This is a genomic window from Streptomyces malachitofuscus, from assembly GCF_055571035.1.
Map to the genome: position 1 here is coordinate 71,163 of NZ_JBVIGA010000019.1, position 16,805 is coordinate 87,967.

General features: G+C 72.0%; 13 protein-coding genes. 4 read left to right on the plus strand and 9 right to left on the minus strand.

Going from position 1 to position 16,805, the window contains the following annotated elements; translation table 11 throughout:
* Window positions 1-45: 45 nt before the first annotated feature.
* Window positions 46-396 (minus strand): hypothetical protein, encoded by a 351-nt coding sequence (locus ACZ44S_RS25990; protein WP_466932994.1) that lies wholly within the window; start codon window positions 394-396, stop codon window positions 46-48.
* Window positions 397-587: 191 nt separating this feature from the next.
* Here ACZ44S_RS25990 and ACZ44S_RS25995 point away from each other — a divergent pair, with 191 nt between their 5' ends.
* From ACZ44S_RS25995 to ACZ44S_RS26005, 3 genes are all read left to right on the plus strand, one after another.
* Entirely contained in the window at window positions 588-1,418 is an 831-nt protein-coding gene (locus ACZ44S_RS25995) for a PP2C family protein-serine/threonine phosphatase (protein ID WP_466932996.1), read from the plus strand.
* Between the two features lie 52 nt (window positions 1,419-1,470).
* Window positions 1,471-2,454: an MASE1 domain-containing protein gene (locus ACZ44S_RS26000; RefSeq protein WP_466932998.1), complete on the plus strand. Its 984-nt coding sequence runs from the start codon at window positions 1,471-1,473 to the stop codon at window positions 2,452-2,454.
* Window positions 2,455-2,672: 218 nt separating this feature from the next.
* Entirely contained in the window at window positions 2,673-4,079 is a 1,407-nt protein-coding gene (locus ACZ44S_RS26005; RefSeq protein WP_466933204.1) for an alpha/beta hydrolase family protein, read from the plus strand.
* A gap of 31 nt (window positions 4,080-4,110) precedes the next feature.
* Here ACZ44S_RS26005 and ACZ44S_RS26010 read toward each other — a convergent pair whose 3' ends face one another.
* Together ACZ44S_RS26010 and ACZ44S_RS26015 are read right to left on the minus strand one after the other, a co-directional pair.
* Window positions 4,111-4,959: a L,D-transpeptidase family protein gene (locus ACZ44S_RS26010; protein WP_466933000.1), complete on the minus strand. Its 849-nt coding sequence runs from the start codon at window positions 4,957-4,959 to the stop codon at window positions 4,111-4,113.
* Window positions 4,960-5,142: 183 nt separating this feature from the next.
* Window positions 5,143-8,514: a CARDB domain-containing protein gene (locus ACZ44S_RS26015; protein ID WP_466933001.1), complete on the minus strand. Its 3,372-nt coding sequence runs from the start codon at window positions 8,512-8,514 to the stop codon at window positions 5,143-5,145.
* A gap of 307 nt (window positions 8,515-8,821) precedes the next feature.
* On the opposite strand from ACZ44S_RS26015, the gene ACZ44S_RS26020 reads away from it, so the two are divergent.
* The gene (locus ACZ44S_RS26020; protein WP_466933003.1) at window positions 8,822-9,499 is read left to right on the plus strand and encodes a hypothetical protein; all 678 of its coding nucleotides are present in this window, start codon (window positions 8,822-8,824) and stop codon (window positions 9,497-9,499) included.
* Window positions 9,500-9,514: 15 nt separating this feature from the next.
* Here the strand turns inward: ACZ44S_RS26020 and ACZ44S_RS26025 are convergent, their stop codons facing one another.
* From ACZ44S_RS26025 to ACZ44S_RS26050, 6 genes are all read right to left on the minus strand, one after another.
* Window positions 9,515-11,413 carry a DUF2264 domain-containing protein gene (locus ACZ44S_RS26025; RefSeq protein WP_466933005.1) on the minus strand — a complete coding sequence of 633 codons (1,899 nt, stop codon included), beginning with the start codon at window positions 11,411-11,413 and terminating at the stop codon, window positions 9,515-9,517.
* A complete protein-coding gene (locus ACZ44S_RS26030) occupies window positions 11,410-12,441 on the minus strand; it encodes a hydroxyacid dehydrogenase (protein ID WP_466933007.1) in 1,032 nt (343 codons plus the stop codon). Before ACZ44S_RS26030 ends, ACZ44S_RS26025 begins: the two co-directional genes overlap by 4 nt.
* 147 nt (window positions 12,442-12,588) lie before the next feature.
* Entirely contained in the window at window positions 12,589-13,704 is a 1,116-nt protein-coding gene (locus ACZ44S_RS26035) for a substrate-binding domain-containing protein (RefSeq protein ID WP_466933009.1), read from the minus strand.
* A gap of 111 nt (window positions 13,705-13,815) precedes the next feature.
* Window positions 13,816-14,088, minus strand: a complete 273-nt coding sequence (locus ACZ44S_RS26040) for a hypothetical protein (protein ID WP_466933011.1) — start codon at window positions 14,086-14,088, stop codon at window positions 13,816-13,818.
* Window positions 14,089-14,493: 405 nt separating this feature from the next.
* Window positions 14,494-15,492 carry a twin-arginine translocation signal domain-containing protein gene (locus ACZ44S_RS26045; RefSeq protein WP_466933013.1) on the minus strand — a complete coding sequence of 333 codons (999 nt, stop codon included), beginning with the start codon at window positions 15,490-15,492 and terminating at the stop codon, window positions 14,494-14,496.
* Between the two features lie 29 nt (window positions 15,493-15,521).
* Window positions 15,522-16,802, minus strand: coding sequence for a TRAP transporter large permease subunit (locus ACZ44S_RS26050; protein WP_466933015.1), 1,281 nt, complete (start codon window positions 16,800-16,802; stop codon window positions 15,522-15,524).
* Window positions 16,803-16,805: the final 3 nt, after the last annotated feature.

Here is a 16,805-nt window from a genome sequence, read left to right on the forward strand (position 1 = left end):
CGTCGCCCGCGTCCGACCGCCGCGCGAGGAGTCGACGTGACCTGGCTAGCCCCTGCCGCCGGTCTCGTAGTGCAGGGAGATCGAGCGCAGGACGTCGGCGGAGGACACGTCGGTGCGGCCCTCGTCGTGGACCTCGGCGAGCTGGACGAAGGCGAAGGTGAGCGCGGACGTGATGTGCACGATGGCGGGACCCAGCTTCTCCGTGACGATGTCCGCCACCTCGCGCGCGCTCGCACCGGCGGGCAGCTGGACGTGCGGCAGCATCTCCTCCAGGAGCGTGGCGATCGCTCCGTTGCCGGCCACGTCTGCGCCCGGGTCCTCACGCAGCCGCCGTCGCATCTCGAGGGCCTCGGTGAGGATGCCGACGCTCCGCTGCATGATCTCCCGCTGCTCCATGTGCACAGCCTAGACAGGACCGGCGGCGGGCAGGGCGGGAACGCGGTCGCCTCCACCGGCGGTCCCGCCGGGTACGCGACTGGCCCGGCCGTTCACCTGCCGGATATCATCCTTCTCATACATGAATGCACGTTTTGCCCCTCGAGAGCGTCCACCGACTGTGTGAGCGTCCTCGCCCGAGTGAGTGATCCATGTCCCGCACCGGCTCCACGGACGACGGCGACGAGCTTCTGATCAGGCTCGGGACGCTGACGGCTCAGGCACGGGCACTGGCGGAGGTGCAGCGCTCCCGGGTGGAACTGGCCGTCGCCCTGCAACGCGGCATGCTGCCGCGGGGGCTGCCGGTCGCCGACGGTGTGCGGCTGGCGGTGCGCTACGCGCCCGCCTACCAGGGTCTCAACGTGGGCGGCGACTGGTACGACGCGTTCACCATGCCCGACGGCCGGATCGGCCTGTCCATCGGTGACGTGCAGGGGCACAACATCGAGGCGGCCGCCTTCATGGGGCAGGTCAGGGTCGGGCTCCGCGCACTCGCCTCCGTCGACAGCGATCCGGGCGAGCTGCTCGCCCGGACGAACGAACTCCTGCTGTCGCTGAACTCCGATCTCTTCGCCACCTGCACCTTCATGCGGCTCGACCCGCGAACCCGGCTGCTGGAGAGCGCCCGCGCCGGGCATCTGCCGTGCGTGTGGGCCACCGCGGACGGCCGGTCCGGGGTGACCGAGGACGAGGGGGGCCCGCCGCTGGGCGTCCAGCCCGGGGTGGTCTACCCCGTCACCCGGTACCGGCTCGACACGGGCGGGGTGTTCGTGATGGTCACCGACGGGGTGGTCGAGGGCCCGTCCATGCGGCTCGACGAGGGCCTGGACCAGGTGGTGCGGCTCGCGGGCATCGCGGCCGTCGCCCGCATGGACACCGACGCCCTCGCCGCGGCCGTCATCAAGGGCGCGGAGCGGGTGGGGCACGACGACGACGCGGCCGTCCTGGTGATAGGGCACGACGGACGGGACACTCATCCATAGGGCCGACAGGAGCGCACGTCTCGCCTCGCCGACACGGCGGCCCCGGTGTGTGATGGCTTGTGTGGTGGCTCGCAAGGATCTTCGTACACCGGCCGTCTTCGTGCTCGAGACGCTGGCCGTCGCCGCCTGCTACTACGCCGGGGGACGACTGGGGCTGCTGCGCGAACTGACCGTCGCGGGTGCGGTGGTCTCGCCCCTGTGGCCCCCGACCGGGGTGGCCGTGGCCTCTCTGCTGATCTTCGGACTGCGCTCCTGTGTGGGAATCGCCCTCGGTGCCCTGCTGGTCCTGCTGCACCTCACCACCCTGCGGTGGTCCTCCGTGGGCGTACTCGTCGGCAGCACCGCGGCTCCGGTGTGCGGGTATCTCCTGCTGCGCAGGGTGGGCTTCCGTACCGACCTCAGCCGATTGCGCGACTGTCTCGCCCTGGTGTTCCTCGGTGCCTTCGCGGCCATGCTGATCAGCTCGTCGACCGGCGTCGGGCTGCTCGTCGCCACGGGCGATCTTCCGGGGAAGGACTTCTGGGCGGTGTGGCTGGCCTGGTGGGTGGGTGACGCCATGGGCGTGCTGCTCATCACCCCCGTCCTGCTGCTGCTTGTGCGTCTGCGTGCCCCGCCGTCCTGGTCGAGGTGGAAGGAGGCGGTGGGTCTGATGGTGATCGCGGGCTTCCTGGTGCCGGTGGCCACGCGCAGTCCGGCGAGTCTGCTGTTCACCATCTACCCGCTGCTGATCTGGGCGGCGCTGCGGTTCCAGCTGCCCGGCAGCATGCTGTGCGCCGTGTTCGCGTCCGTCATGGCCACCATCGCGGCGACCGACCGTCTCGGGCCCTTCGAGCACATGACCTCGGTGGAGGTCATGCTCAATCTGCAGTCGTTCAACGGGGCGATGGCCCTGACCTCGCTGCTGCTGTCGGCGGTGATCACCGAGCAGCACAACACCAGACGCTCCGTGGAGCATGCGTGTCAGGAACTGGTGGAGGTGCTGGGGCATCTGACGGCGGGCGAGTCCGGAGGGCGGCCGCCGCGGGACGCGGACTGACCCGGTTGCGTCCCCGCGGGCGCAGCCCTCCCAGGGACAGGAAGGGGGCGGCGGGGACGAACAGTATGAACGCAACCGCCGGCGGCATGGTCCCGGGACGCCCGGGTTCCTAGCATCACGGCCCGTGCGCGATCACGCGCCGTCGAACCAGGAGCCGCGCCTTGAACAGAGTTCCTCCTCCCACCCGCGTCCCCCGATCGTCCCGCCTCCGTCGAGGCCTGTGGCAGGTGGTGGGTCTGGGTCTCGCCGGCGCCGTCACCGGCGCCCTCACCCAGGCCCCGGCCGCACACGCCGAGGAACCGGGGCCCGCCCCCGTCGCCTGCCCCTCCGGCCTGGCGGGTGAGGCCACCTGCTACACCGGCCGGGACGCGAACGGCGCCCACTACGCGATCGCGATCCCCGAGCGCTGGAACAGGTCACTCGTCGTCCATGCCCACGGAGGCCCCGGCCTGGGTGCGGAATCCGACCCGGAGCGCAGCGTCGAGGACCTGGACCGCTGGCAGGTGATGGTGGACCAGGGATACGCCTGGGCCGGCTCGTCCTACCGCCGGGGCGGATACGGCACCCGCATGGCCGCGGCCGACACCGAGAACCTCCGCCGCCTGTTCGCCCGGGAGTTCGGCCCGCCCCGGCGGACGTATCTGCACGGCCAGTCCTGGGGAGGCAACGTGGCCGCCAAGGCGGTCGAGACGTACGGCGGGGCGAACGGCCCCTACGACGGCGCGCTGCTCACCAACGGCGTCCTCGGTGGCGGCTCGCGCGGCTACGACTACCGCGTCGACCTGCGCGTCGTCTACCAGTACTACTGCCGGAACCTGCCGCGTCCCGGTGAGCCGCAGTACCCGCTGTGGCAGGGGCTGCGCCCCGCCTCGACGCTGACGACGGCGGGGATGCGCGCCCGGCTGCAGGAGTGCACCGGCTACGCGTCCCCTCCGGAGGAGCGCACCGTGCTCCAGCAGCGCAACCTGGACGACATCCTCGCCGTCACCAAGATCCCCGAGCGCACACTGGAGTCGCACCTGCGCTTCTCGGTCTTCACGTTCCGGGACATCGTGCACCAGCGGCTGGGCGACCGGAACCCGTTCACCAACGAGGGTGTGCGGTACTCCGGTTCGCACGACGACGAAGCGCTCAACGCCGGTGTGGAACGGTTCACCGCCGATCCGACGGCCGAGCGCGACCTGTCCTACGACAGTGACCTCACCGGCAAGGTGAGGATCCCGGTCCTCACGCTGCACGCCAAGGACGACCCCACCGCGTTCGTCGAGCACGAGGCCGCCTACCGCGACACCCTCAGGGGTGCCCACCGGGACCGGTACCTGGTGCAGACGTTCACCGACGAGAAGGAGCACAGCACGCTCAGCACGTCCGAGTACGCCAACTCCCTCGCGGCCCTGGACCACTGGGTCCGTACCGGCGACCGGCCGGCGCCCCGGTCGGTCGCCGCGTCGTGCGCCGCGTTCGACCGGACGTACGGCACCGGGTGCTTCTACGACCCCGAGTACGTGCCGTCGCCGTACGCCTCACGGATCCGGCCGCGTCCGGGCGGTACCGCCTGGCCCGCCATGACGGCCGCACAGGAGAAGTCCTGGAGCCGTGTCGAGGGGGTCGGCATCGCTCCCTGACCGTCGGGGGGACGGGCGGCCCGGTCACGCGTCAATCGGCCAGGGAGCCGGCGTCCCCCATGACGACCACCGGGTGGCGGTCCGGGTCGAGGGTGCGCAGCAGTTCCTTCATGTGGGGCCTTTCGAGGCTGACACAGCCCTGTGTGGGTCCCTGGTGGTCGACGTGCAGCCAGATGCCGCCGCCCCGGTCGGCGCCGCGCGGACGGGTCAGGTCCAGTGGAGTGGTACCGGGTTCGCGGTTGTAGTCGATGGCGATGACGTAGTCGAAGGACCCCTCCAGCGGCTCCCCCCTGAAGCCCGTGCCGCCGGCGCGGAACCCATCCGAGCGGTCGTACGGCAGCTCGGTTCCGGGATCGGGCAGCAGGCCCCCGGCGTCGGTGAGGGTGAACACGCCGATCGGTGAACGGAGGTCGCCCGCCCAGTGGTCGTCGGTCCAGCCCTTGAGGGCGTTGCGGGCGGGCCACGCCGGGCCCGCCTCCCAGCCGGAGCCGGTGTGTTCGTACAGCACGGCCTCGGAGCGGTTGGCGTCCCTGCCGCGGCCGGTGACGACGAGCACCTGGCGGGCGTTGTCGGGAATCCACGCCCTCGTCCGGGGACCGAGGCCGGGGATCCGGGCGGGCGGTGGGGTCTCCGTCCCGGCCCGGCCCTGGGCGGTGCTCGCGGTGCCGGGCGGCCCGGCCGCCGGTGCGGTGGCGGCGGGTACGTCCGGCGTGGTGGTTCCGGTGCCCGCCCCGCATCCGGTCAGGGCTGCCACTACGGCGAGGACGACGGCCGGAAACGACACGCGGCCGCGCGCCCGGACGGGTACGCCGGCCCGCCGCGCGGCCCGGGACGGAGCTCGGTGACGCGGACGGTGCGGGCAGTCGGTCGATGAAGCCATGCCCTCAGCCTGACTTCGACTCACCGGATTCGCCTCGGCTCCCCCGCGCGCGTCCCGTGAAGTCCCCCGTCTGCGCACCTTCGGAGGGAATCAACCGGCCCGGGAAGACACCCGCGCGGGTGACGGGCCCGCACCCCGGGTGGAGTACGGGCCCGCCGGACGGAGCAGCGCGCGGGTGCGGCGCTAGCGGTTGATGACGAACTGCGAGCCGGGTTCGATCACCACGTCCCCTTCGGCCGAACCGGTGATGGTGACGTCCGTCAGAGTGGCGCTGCCGCGGGCGCCGCCCATGGCGAGGATGCCGGACCCGTTGGTGGACCGGTCGATGGTGACGCCGGAGATCCGGGCGTCCGGCACCGCTCCCCCGCCCGACTTGAACTGGATGCCGTCGTAGGTCGAGTCGTGGATGTCGGTGTCACGGATGACCACACCCGGGATGTCCGGACCCTGGGCGAACAGGGTGATGGCCCCGAACTCCTGGTCCTCGTTCCAGAAGGCGCCGCCGGTGCGGTACAGGCCGTTGTCGGCGATGAGTGTCCGCCCGGAAAAGGGGAGGGGGTCGTGGTCGGTCGCCAGCATGATGCCCGGGTAGTTCATCGTGTCGTGGATCAGGTTGTTCTCGATGGTGTTGCCGTGGCCGCCGTAGACCGCGATGCCGTTGGCGCGCCAGGGCAGCTGGACGGTGTTGTTGCGGAAGTGGTTGTCATGGCCGACGTCGACCGACGGATCCTTGACGTACTTGCTCGCCCACACCGCGAGCGCATCGTCGCCGGTGTTGCGGAACGACGAGTTCTGCACGCTGGAGTTGCGTGTTCCGTTGGCGAGGTTGATGCCGTCCGCATAGGTGTTCCGGATGCGCATGCCACTGAACTGCAGTCCGTCGGCGGGACCCCACAGCTCGGGAATGTTGCTGTAGTCGCGGCCCACCCACACACCGACGTTGGCGTGCTCGATCCATACGTTGCTGATCTTCGTGTTCCTGCCGAACCGGCCGTTGAGACCGACTCCGCCCTCGGCACCGCCGTCACCGCCCCGGATGGTGCCGGAGCCGAAGATGGCGATGTCCGAGATCCTGGTGTTGTCGTCGATGTCGAAGCCGAAGTTGCCCTCGTGCGGGTGGTTGATGCCGCCCGCCTGGTGCGGTGGTGTCAGGGTGTGGAACTGCGAGTGCCACATGCCGGCGCCCCGGATGGTGACGTCCCGGATGCCGACCTGGTTGTACTGGCCGCGGTTCTGCGGGTCGTCGGTGAGGATCTTCTGCTCCTGGCGCCATTGGCCCGGCGGGACCCACACGCAGTCGATCTGCCCGTTCTGGTCGGCGGACACGGCACGCTGGAGGGCGTCGGTGTCGTCGATGCCGTCGTTCGGGACCGCCCCGTACTCGGTGATGGAGACGCATCCGGCCGGCTTGTCGGAGGGTGGCGCCACCTGCTCCAGATCGACCAGGTCGACGACGTAGAAGGCGGCGGTGTCGTCGGTGTCGCGCTGGAGCCGGAAGACGGTGCCCGCCCGATAGGTCGTGCCGAGCAGCGCGTGGGACTCGTCGAACAGCCTGCGGGCGTCCGCCTGCGGCGTGTTGGTGAGTCCCTCGGGGGCGTCGGTGTTGCCGTACAGCCAGCTGTGCTTGGAACTGAGTCCGATCTTCCGCACGAACGCGCCGTCCGCGTAGAGGCTGAGCGTGGCCTCGGTGCCCCCTCCGCCCGGGGCGTCCGGGATCGAGTTGCGCACGACGACGGAGTTGGCCGGGCCGGTGGAGGTGAACTGCACGTACTGGCCGGTGGAGTCGAGCCGGACCGACTCGCGTCCCGAGGACTCGGTGGCGAAGTTGGTGTGGCCGAAGGTCCGCTTGGCGTCGGCGGTGAGGAGGGTGCCCCGGTAGGTTCCGTCCTCCGCCTCGTACTCGGTGTACGGCACCGCGGCGCCCCGGCCGACCACGATCGGGCGGGTGAGGACGTTGTTGTTCTCGTCGGTCTCGTCGACGGTGTCCGTGGCGTCCGCCGTGGCGGTGAGGACACCGGCACCGCCGGTGGCGGTCCAGGTGCCGTCGACGGCGACCTCGGCGGTCTCACCGGCGGCGATCTCCCCGGTGGCTCCGTCGAGGGTGGTGTCACCCACGGCGAGACGGGTCACCGAACCGGCGGGGGCCGGTGAGGTGCCGCGGTTGTGCACGGAGACGGTGAAGGACACCGGGGCGCCCGTGGCGGGACTCGCGGGGTCGGTCCTGATGCCCCGGACCTCGAGGTCGGGGCCCGGTCTCCGGCCCACGGTCAGCCGGTCGGCGGCGGTGCGGCTGTTGTTGGTGTCGTCCAGCTCGGGGAGGGTGTCCGTCGGGTCCACCACGGCGGACACGGTGTAACTGCCCGCGGGCCGTCTGCCCACGTCCACGGACACGGTCGTGGAGGCACCAGCGGCGAGTTCTCCGACGGGGGCGCTGCCCGCGACGGAGCCCTCGACGGTGACGTCGACGGTGGCGGCGGCGGAGGCGGCCGTGCCGGCGTTGCGCACGGTCGCGCGGGCGGTCACGGCGTCCGCCTCGGTGGGTGAGGAGGGGGTCCAGGTGAGGTCGGAGACGAGCAGATCGGGGTTGGGGGCGGCCGTGCCCATGACTTCCAACTCGGCCACCTGGGCGCCGTATCCGGAGGAGTTGTGCGTGAACCTCAGCCGTACGTCGGCGTAGCGGCCGCCGACCGGGATGGTGACGGTGTTGTCGTTCGAGCCGGGGTCGAAGGTGTAGTCGGCGCGGGGCTTGAGCGAGGTGAAGGTGTCCGAGGTCTGCTTGCGGCCGAGGACCTCGATGCCCTGTGTGCGCTTCGCCCAGAGGGGGTCGGGGTTGAGCCTGACGACGACGGCGTCGAGGTCGGCGTCGGCGCCCAGTTCGGCCGTGAGGTCGGCGGGATGGCCATGGGACTCCCAGTAGGTGCCCAGGTCACCGTCGTTGGCGTTGGTCGCCACGAACGAGTGAATTGTGGAGGAGGCCTCGACGGGCTTGCCGAGCGCCAGATCGGTGCCGTCCGCGGGCGGTTCCTCCGGACTGTCGCCGTAGACCTCGATCTCGGACAACTGGGCAGCGTTCCAGCCGGTGTTGGCGCTCACCCGGACACGGATGTGACGCACACCCCGGGCCGTGAAGTCCACGGTGACCGTGTTGCCGCGCTCGGGGTCGAAGCGGTGCGCGGCGGAACCGGAGAGGCTGGTGAAGGAGGTGCCGTCGGTGCTGCCCTCGACCGCGAGGGTCTGGGTGCGGGTCTCCCATGCGGTGGGCAGTTCGAGAACGACCTGGTCCACCTCCACGGTGCCGCCGAGATCGACGCCCACCCACTGCGGGAACGCCCCTGCCGGGCCCTCCCAGTAGCTGAGTTGGCTTCCGTCGCTGAGGTGGGCGGCGGGGTAACCGGCATGGGAGCCGCTCGCCGTGACGCTCTTGCCGAGCGCCAGATTGGGGCCACGGACCGCTGTCCCTGCGGCGGTGGCCGTACCGGGCTGGAGACCTACGGCGATCAGGCCGGCCAGGAGCAGGCCGGTGATCGTCCGTGGGCCGAAACGCTTCCGTCTCATGAAGTCCTCGTTCCACGGGGGGTGTTGAGGGCGAGTGCCGAAGGAGCAGTCCATGCGACTGCCATGGATTGCCATGAGCCAGTGCATCTTTTGCATCACATCGTTCATTTATTGCGTCTCGGGGAGAGAACTTTCCGGCTCGTGCCCCTCTTGTCAATGGCATGCGCACAACGTCCCCGTCGGGTCGTGTCGTCCCCGGCGCCCCGTGGGACCGTCAACCGGGAACGGTCAGAAGAAACGGTCAACCGTGCCCGGCCGTACCATGGCTGGCCACCAGGCGAACCAACGGGAAGAAAGAGGCATCGTCATGTCCGAGAACTCGACCGCCGCCACCGACCTCACGTCGCAGTACACCGCTCAGGTCGCAAGCGACCTGGAGCGCAACGTGAAGGAGCAGGAGCGGGTCACCGCCGAGATCGCCGCGCTGCAGGAGCAGCTGACCGTGCTTCAGCACAACCACACGATCCTGGTGAACATGCAGCAGGCGCTGGGCCTCGTCCCGGCGCCCGTTGAGCCCACCGCCGTGCCCGAGCCCGCGAAGACGGCCGCGGACGAGGCGGCACCCGGCGCCGCGACCGTGCCGGCGCCGCGCCGGAGGGGCAGCGCCAAGTCGAGGGCGGAGAAGCCCAGGCGGACGAAGAAGGCGGCCGCGCGCACCACGCCGGGCAAGCAGGTGCGCAAGTCCTCCGCGGCGAAGGCGGAGCGGCGCGCGTCACAGACGGCCAGGACGGAGGGCCCCAAGCTGGTCGAACTCGTCCGCCGGCACCTGAGTGAGCAGAAGGAGCCGCGTTCGGCGGCGGAGGTCACCGCTGCGCTCGGGACCGCGCACCCGGAGCGCACCATCAGGACCACGGTGGTGCGCAGCACCCTGGAGGGCCTCGTCGCCCGCAACCAGGCCCAGCGCACCAAGCAGGGGTCGTCGGTCTTCTACACCGCGTCCGACACCGACACCCAGGCCCCGAAGGGGGACACCGACCCGTCCTGACACGGCGTCGGACGCTCACCGCTCCGTGTGCCGCACCTCCATCGGCTCGAAGCTGATCCGGGTGCGGGCCGTACCGCCGTTCCAGACGACCTCGATCGTCCCGTCGTCCACCCGTACGCGCTCCACGGCCTCCGACAGGGGCGCGGCGTCGGTGTCCCCGGTGAGGGACGCCAGCGCGACATGCACGGAGGTGCCCCCGCAGTCACCGGTCAGGCACGGAACCTGGGCCCAGGGCGTCCAGGCCGTTCCCCGGGGGGCGCGGACGAGGCCCGGGGACGACTCGCCCCAGCCGTGCAGTCCGTACAGGGCGGAGGTCAGGGACTCCCCGGGGCCCGTGGCCCAGCCGGTGTGGGTGACACGGGATCCCGCCGGTGCGCCCACCACCCGGTGGGCCCGCAGCTCGTACCGGCCGTGTGCCACGGTGACACTCTCCACCCGCAGACCCGGCACCATCGGCGGACCGCCGGCGAACACGGGCCGGTGCCACGATGCGGCCCAGCCCCAGCCGTCGCCGTGGCCCGCGCCCAGAGGGTGGATACGGCGGCGCACACTCCACCGGCCGCCGGTCTCCACCGACAGGTGGTTGTCGGCGAGGTTTCCGGGTGCGGTGGGTCCGGTGCGGGTGGAGTAGGCCTGGCGTCCGTAGTGCGGGTCGTCCTCGTCCGCCGTCTCCCCTTCGTGCGGGCGCACATGGTCGCTGCCGTGGTTGTGGAGCCGGACGATCCCGTCGGCCCGTGTGGCCTGGACGAGCAGTCCCGGAGCGGGCAGGGCCAGCACCCTGTCGGAATCCTCCACCGGTGCCGGCTCCTCGCGTGCCGTCCAGAAGGCGTGGTCGGCGGGGGCGAGCAGGGCGACGAACGCCTTCGACGCCCAGTACGGTGACGCCGGTCCCGAATAGCTCTGCAGACTGGCCTCGTGCGGGCCGTACCAGCCCGGGCTGAGCAGTCCGTCGGCGGTCACCGCGCCCCGGTCCAGGAAGTGGCGCAGACTGCCTCCGGCGATACGGCGCGAGGCACCCGGTGTCAGCGGGGTGTGCCCGGTGACCGCGCCCAGTGAGACGGCCGCCGATGCGGCGAAGCGGTACGTCAGCGACCGGCCGAAGTGCAGCGGCGCGCCGTCGCCGCCGAACATCAGGGCGTAGCTCTCCAGATGGGCGTGCAGGCGCCGGCCGTGGTGCGCCAGTGCCTCCCGGTCGTCCGCGAGAAGCGCGTCGAGGACCGGGTAGAGGTGCAGGGCCCAGCCGTTGTAGTGGTCGAAGGCGCGCCCGTCCCCGTCGGCGTACCAGCCGTCGCCCCGGTACCAGCCGTCCAGCAGCTCCAGTGCCCGCTGCCGCGCCGCCGCCGTCCCGGCGTCACCGCGCCCGACGGACTCCAGGAAGCCGGCGACGGTGTACGGGAACAGGTACCAGTTGTTGGGCGCCGGGGTGTGGCGCAGCGCACCCCGCAGCCACTCCTCCGCGCGGTCCTGCACACCGGGGTCCAGGTGCTTCCACAGCCAGGGCGCGGTCAGCCGCAGTCCCAGCGCGACCGACGCCGACTCGACCATCGGCTGGCCCCGCACGTCGAAGTCGAGGATCAGCGGCCAGGACTCGGTGTCGTCGCGGCCGGGCGTGCGGGTGCCGGCCGCGAGCCCGTTCGCGTACCGCTCCAGCAGACCGTGGGGGTCGTCCCCGTCGGCGCCCGCCACGCGGAAGGCGGCGGCGAGGAACGTCCTGGCATAGCCCTCGAGTCCGTCGGAGCGCACCCCCGAGCGGGAGGGACGCCCGGGCAGGTCCAGCAGGGCGCAGCCGGGGGTGCTCCAGCGCCAGGCCGCGGCGAGCAGTCCGTCCGCCACCGCCTCCCAGTGGGCGCGGGTGTATCCGGTACGGGGGCTGACGTCGTGGTCGTCGACGGGAAGTGCGAACGGGACGGTCATGCCAGGAAGGCCAGCCTTTCGCGTCGTACGGGGTGGAGGAAGTCCCTGCCGGAGGCCCAGCGCGCGATGTCGCAGAGGGCGAGATCCGCCAGCCGGCCCCACTCGTTCCCCTGGGAGCCGGCGAGATGAGGGGTGATCAGTGCGTTGTCGCAACTCCACAACGGGTGCTCGGGCGGCAGGACTTCGGGGTCGGTCACGTCGAGCACGGCGCGGATCCGGCCGGCCAGCACCGCGTCGGTGAGCGCGTCCTGGTCGACGACCGCACCGCGCGCCGTGTTGATCAGTACGGCGTCCGGCCGCATGGAGTCGATCAGTTCACGGCCGACCAGCCCGCGGGTCTCGGGCAGCAACGGGGTGTGCACGCTCACCGTGTCGCTGCGCCGGAACAGCTCGGCCCGCCCGACCGGTTCCACACCGAGCTCCCCGGCCTCGCGGTCGTCGACGTACGGGTCGTGCAGCAGCACCTCGACGTCGTGCGGGCGCAGCAGGTCGATGACCCGGCGGCCGATGAGGGACGCCGAGAGGATGCCCACGGTGCGCCGGTGGTTGCCGACCGTGCGGGGGGTGCGGAGCCAGTCGGGCCCGGTACGCGTGGCGCGGTAGTCACGCGCGCGCTCCAGCACCCGCTTGCCGGTCAGCAGGATCATGGCGAGGGTGTACTCCGCGACGGGGACGGCGTTGGCCGCGGCGGCGGAGGACACCTCGATGCCGCGCTCCCAGCAGGCGTCGGTGACATGGCCGCGTACGCTGCCCGCGGTGTGGACGACGGCCCGCAGCCGGGGCGCCGCGTTCAGCACGTCCGCGTCGAGGGGCGGGCAGCCCCAGCCGGTGACCAGCAGCTCGACGTCGGCGAGCACGGTGCGGGCCCGTGGCGTGGTCAGGTCGTCCAGCACCGGGAGCGGGGCGAGGTCGCACAGCGCGCCCAGCGCCGTCAGCGACGCGTCGTCGAGGACCGCGGAGGCGACGTCGGGGGACATGGCCAGTGCGGCGCGGGGGCGGCGGCCCGGGCCGGGCGTGGACTCGGTCATGGTGGCGGGGGAACTCCTTGTGCGGGCGGGGCGCCTCCCGCGGCTCCTCCGTGTCCGGGACACGCCTGTTCGGTACGGGGAAATCGTCAACGCCCGACCGGCGAACGGTCAATGGACCGTTCAGAGGCAAATGAAGCGTTCATACGATCACTCTGTTCGCTCTGTCTCCCCGTCGCCGGTCCGCGTCCGGGTCGATCCGCGCACGCTGAGCGCGGGCAGCAGCTCGATCCGCCGCACCGGGGCCCCGCTGTCCCCTGCGGTGTCGAGCCGCTGGAGCAGCAGCTCCGCCGCCACCCGGCCGACCTCCGCCTTGGGCGGGGCGACGGCGGTCAGCGGGGTCGTCCCGAGCCCGGCCACCACGTCGTCGTAGGCCACGACCGAGCAGTCCTGCGGCACCCGCACCCCGTGGTCCGCGAGCCGCTGAACGAGCATCAGCGCGTCCACGTCACCGTGCAGCACCGCCGCCGTGGCACCCACCTCGCGCAGGAGTTCGTGCAACGGCGCCGTCTCCGCCGCCGCGTACGGACCGTCCTGGCCGGCCTCCGGCGCGCTCAGCGTCCACGCCCACTCCCGCACCAGCGGATGCGCGTCGGCGATCCGCGCGCACGCGGACCGCAGCGTGCGCGCGGTGGGGCTGTCGTCACGGGTGGCGAACACGATCCGCCGGTGGCCGAGGCCCACCAGGTGCTCCACGGCGAGACGGGCGCCGTGGGCGTGGTCGGAGCAGACCGAGTCCATCGCGTGCAGCAGCGTGCCCGGCCCGGGCCGCCGCTCCATCAGCACCGCCGGCACGTCCAGCGCCGCGAGCCACGCGTGGTCGGCCTCCTCGTCGGCCCGGGTGCGCCAGCGCGGGGCCAGCAGCAGCCCCGCCGCGCCGTCCGCCAGGGCCCGTTCCACCAGCGGCCGTTCGGACCCGCCCGCCAGGGGCGCGATGTGCAGCGCGATGCGCTTGCCGGCCGCCTCCAGCACCGAGCGGGCGCCGTGCAGGGACTCGTACAGGTAGGTGTGCCGCTCCGGCACGACGACGGCCACGGTGTCGCCGGCCGGTGCCCGGGGCGCCGGCAGGTTCTGCGCGGCGAGGACGGAGCGGACCACGCCGTGGCCGCGTCGCAGCCTGCCTTCGCGGGCCAGTTGCTCCACGTCCCGCCGCACCGTCACCACCGACACCGCGAGTTCGCCGGCCAGATCGCTCACGCGTGCCGAGCCCCGGGACTCGACCGCGGCCAGGATCCGCTGCCTCCTGTGCTCGACCGGCTCCCGCATGAGGCCCCTCCCCGCACCTGGATGTCCGTTTGAACGGTGCGGGGCATCATAACGATCGTCGAGGGTCCGGGAACCCCGTTGCCGAGCCGAGGGAGCGGCCTGCGGCAGCGGTCACGCCGCGCGGTCCACGACCGGGGGCGCGCGCCGCTCCCCCGCGGCGGCGCCGGCGAGGAAGGCCTCGCGCGGGTGCTGCACCGACGCCAGGGAGACGAGGTCGCGGCCGAAGAGGGCGGCGGTCAGCCAGACCGCCAGGACGCGGTTCTTCCGCTCCCAGGTGGGCACCGCGAGCACGTGGTGGCCGCGGTGCATCAGCCATACCGGGAAGCCTGTGACGACGATGCCCCGGAACTCGAAGATCCCCCGGCCCAGACCCGGCGTGGCCACCACTCCGAGGCTGCTGTGCCGGTACGGGCGCACCCGGCGCCCGCGCAGGTCCGCGCACCGTGCCCGCGACGATCCGTGTACGGCGCAGATGACGGCGCAGTGACACGGCCGCGTGCCGCGCCTCGACGGATCCGGCGGTCACCTCCGGCAGGACCGGCTGGTAGGTCATGTACGGGCGCGGGCCGACGACCGTGACCCGCGCCCTCGCCCGTGCGCAGCGTCTTCTCCGGGCCCCACGCGGTGTAGAGGCCCGCGTAACCGCCGCCGACGATCAGTATCTCTCGCATGGTGTGCTCTGTTCCTCGTCCGTCACCGTGATGCCCGCGCGGGACGGCGGAACGTGACACCCGGGAGCGGTCGCGGCGTGTGCCACCGGCCACCCGGACTGCTGGAGATTCCGGCAGGTCAGCCGCGTGCCACGGCGATGGAACCCGCCAGACGGTCGCCGGCCTCGTAGATCATGTACGGGACGCCGCGGTCCGTGCCGAAGGACGGTGCCGCCGCGCGGCCGTTGTCCGGGGCAGAGGAGCGGGAGTCGTAGAAGACCCCGAGGTGGTTCCGGCGGGTGAAGTCGTCGCCGACCTCGGTGATCATGATGTCGCCGCCGCTGGCCCTGTCCTTGTTGTAGACGACGTAGGTGCTGCCCGCCCGGTGCAGCAGGTGCGGGCCGCCCACGTCGGCCGCGCCGACGTCGCCGTGCCGGATCAGCGGCTGCTGCGCGAAGGTCCAGGTGCGGCCGTCCGGGGACCAGCCCCAGCCGATGTCCCGGTGGTTGGTGGTGTTGTTCAGCATGAAGACCATGACGTAGCGGGCGCCGCGCGAGGGCAGGTCGTGCCGGAAGACGCGGGCGTAGGAGGTCTCGGTGGTGCCGGCCGGGAGCATCGAGGTGGTGAGGACCACCTTGTCGTACGTGAAGTGGATGCCGTCGGACGAGCGGGCGAGCCGGGTCGTGGTGTTCTCGCCGTGGAAGTAGAGCCACATCTCCTTCTCGTCGGCGTTCCACATCACGTGCGGGGAGGAGACATGGCTGACGGAGTAGTGGCCGGCCCAGGAGCGGCTCACGATCGGGTTGGCCGAGTACTCCGTGAACGGGCCCTCCAGGGAGTCGCCGTACGCGAGACAGATGCCGCCGGGGGCGTCGTGCGGGGCGTAGTACAGGTAGTAGCGGCCGAGCGGGGAGCGGAGCCGGTCGTACACCCCGCGCACGGTGGGGAAGATGATCTCTCCGGTGGGGTTGTAGCGGAGCTGGGACGGCGTCAGCAGGGTGCGGACGTAGGTGTAGTCGGGGAATCCGCCGGGCGCCGCCGTGGCGGACGGGGCGCCGGCGGTGCCCAGGGTGAGGGCGGCTCCCGTGGCGGCGGTGCCCTTCAGGAACAGCCGGCGGTCGACGTGCGGCTCGTGCATGATCGGCTCCAGGAGTGAAGGGGAAGGCGTCAGAGGTACAGGGAGGCGGTGACGCACAGGCCGCCGCAGGCGACGGCCCAGACATAGGGCAGGGTGCGCACCATGACCTGCTGCGGGCTCACGCCCGCGTACTGGGCGCTCCACACGGTCTGTGTGCTGGTCGGGTCGGCGACTCCGAAGACCTGGTTGTAGGAGGTGGCCATGCCGAGCACGGCGGCGGCAGGGTAGATGCCGGTGGCGATGAGGACCCCGGCGATGCCCGCGCCCAGGCCGAACACGTTGAGCGGGCCGCGGTACAGGCACAGCGGCACCAGCAGGGTGAAGACGAGGACGAACAGCACCGGGTTGTGCGGGCTGACCGCCTTCATCAACGGCTCCAGCGCCTCGACGGCGCCGGGGAGCCGCACGGCGGCCAGCAGGATGCCGATGGCCACGAACAGGGCGAGCGGCGGGGCCGCCACCTCGAAGCCGCCGTACAGGGTGCGCAGCATGCGCCGGTTCATCTCGCGCGGCCGGGTGGTGGTGACCAGGGCGTAGAGCACGCCGGCCAGCATGGAGGGGATGATGGCCACCTCCAGGCCCAGGGCCAGGACCAGCGGGATCACGGGGGCGAGCAGCGCGTACCAGGGCGCGTCGCCGAGCCGCTCGCGGCGTGAGGCCGGGCGGTCGGACACCGACGTGAGCGACCAGGCGTGCTCGGTGCCGCGCCGCCGGGTCTCGATCACGACGTAGGCGAGTGCGGCGGCCAGGGCGAACGGGAACAGCTTCACCATGAAGCCGCGCACGGTCGGGATCGGCAGGTCCAGGGCGGTGGAGAAGAACTGCCAGACGGGCAGTTCGAAGGGGACGCCGACCGCGATGCCCATCAGCACGGTGCCGGCGGCGGTCACCTTCGGTACGCCCACGGCGACCATGGCGGGGATGCCGATGATGCCGGCGAGCATGGCCGCGGGCGCCGAGCCGGTCACCGTGCCGACGAGCGCGGAGACACCGAGGACGCCGAGCGCGACCACGGTGGGCCGGTCGCCGCCGAACTCCACGATCTTGCGGACGAGCGTGCCGGCGATGCCGGTCTCGTCGAGGAGCCGGCCGAGCCACGAGCCGAGGATGATCGCGACCATGGTGGCGGCGAGCGCGGGGGCGCCCTCCTGGAGGACGGTGTCCAGGACACTGTTCTCGCCGGTGAGCGGTGCTCCGGCCAGGAAGGCGATGACCACGGCGAGCAGGACGAGGGCGAAGGCCGTGGGCAGTCTGCGGGTGAGCATCGCGGCGACACCCGCCGCCATGACGAGGAGGATGACGACACCCATGGG

Coding starts and splice junctions, on each gene's coding strand:
- ACZ44S_RS25990 (WP_466932994.1), bottom strand. CDS start 396: ATGGAGCAGCGGGAGATCATGCAGCGGAGCGTCGGCATCCTCACCGAG.
- ACZ44S_RS25995 (WP_466932996.1), top strand. CDS start 588: ATGTCCCGCACCGGCTCCACGGACGACGGCGACGAGCTTCTGATCAGG.
- ACZ44S_RS26000 (WP_466932998.1), top strand. CDS start 1,471: ATGGCTTGTGTGGTGGCTCGCAAGGATCTTCGTACACCGGCCGTCTTC.
- ACZ44S_RS26010 (WP_466933000.1), bottom strand. CDS start 4,959: ATGGCTTCATCGACCGACTGCCCGCACCGTCCGCGTCACCGAGCTCCG.
- ACZ44S_RS26015 (WP_466933001.1), bottom strand. CDS start 8,514: ATGAGACGGAAGCGTTTCGGCCCACGGACGATCACCGGCCTGCTCCTG.
- ACZ44S_RS26020 (WP_466933003.1), top strand. CDS start 8,822: ATGTCCGAGAACTCGACCGCCGCCACCGACCTCACGTCGCAGTACACC.
- ACZ44S_RS26025 (WP_466933005.1), bottom strand. CDS start 11,413: ATGACCGTCCCGTTCGCACTTCCCGTCGACGACCACGACGTCAGCCCC.
- ACZ44S_RS26030 (WP_466933007.1), bottom strand. CDS start 12,441: ATGACCGAGTCCACGCCCGGCCCGGGCCGCCGCCCCCGCGCCGCACTG.
- ACZ44S_RS26035 (WP_466933009.1), bottom strand. CDS start 13,704: ATGCGGGAGCCGGTCGAGCACAGGAGGCAGCGGATCCTGGCCGCGGTC.
- ACZ44S_RS26045 (WP_466933013.1), bottom strand. CDS start 15,492: ATGCACGAGCCGCACGTCGACCGCCGGCTGTTCCTGAAGGGCACCGCC.
- ACZ44S_RS26050 (WP_466933015.1), bottom strand. CDS start 16,802: ATGGGTGTCGTCATCCTCCTCGTCATGGCGGCGGGTGTCGCCGCGATG.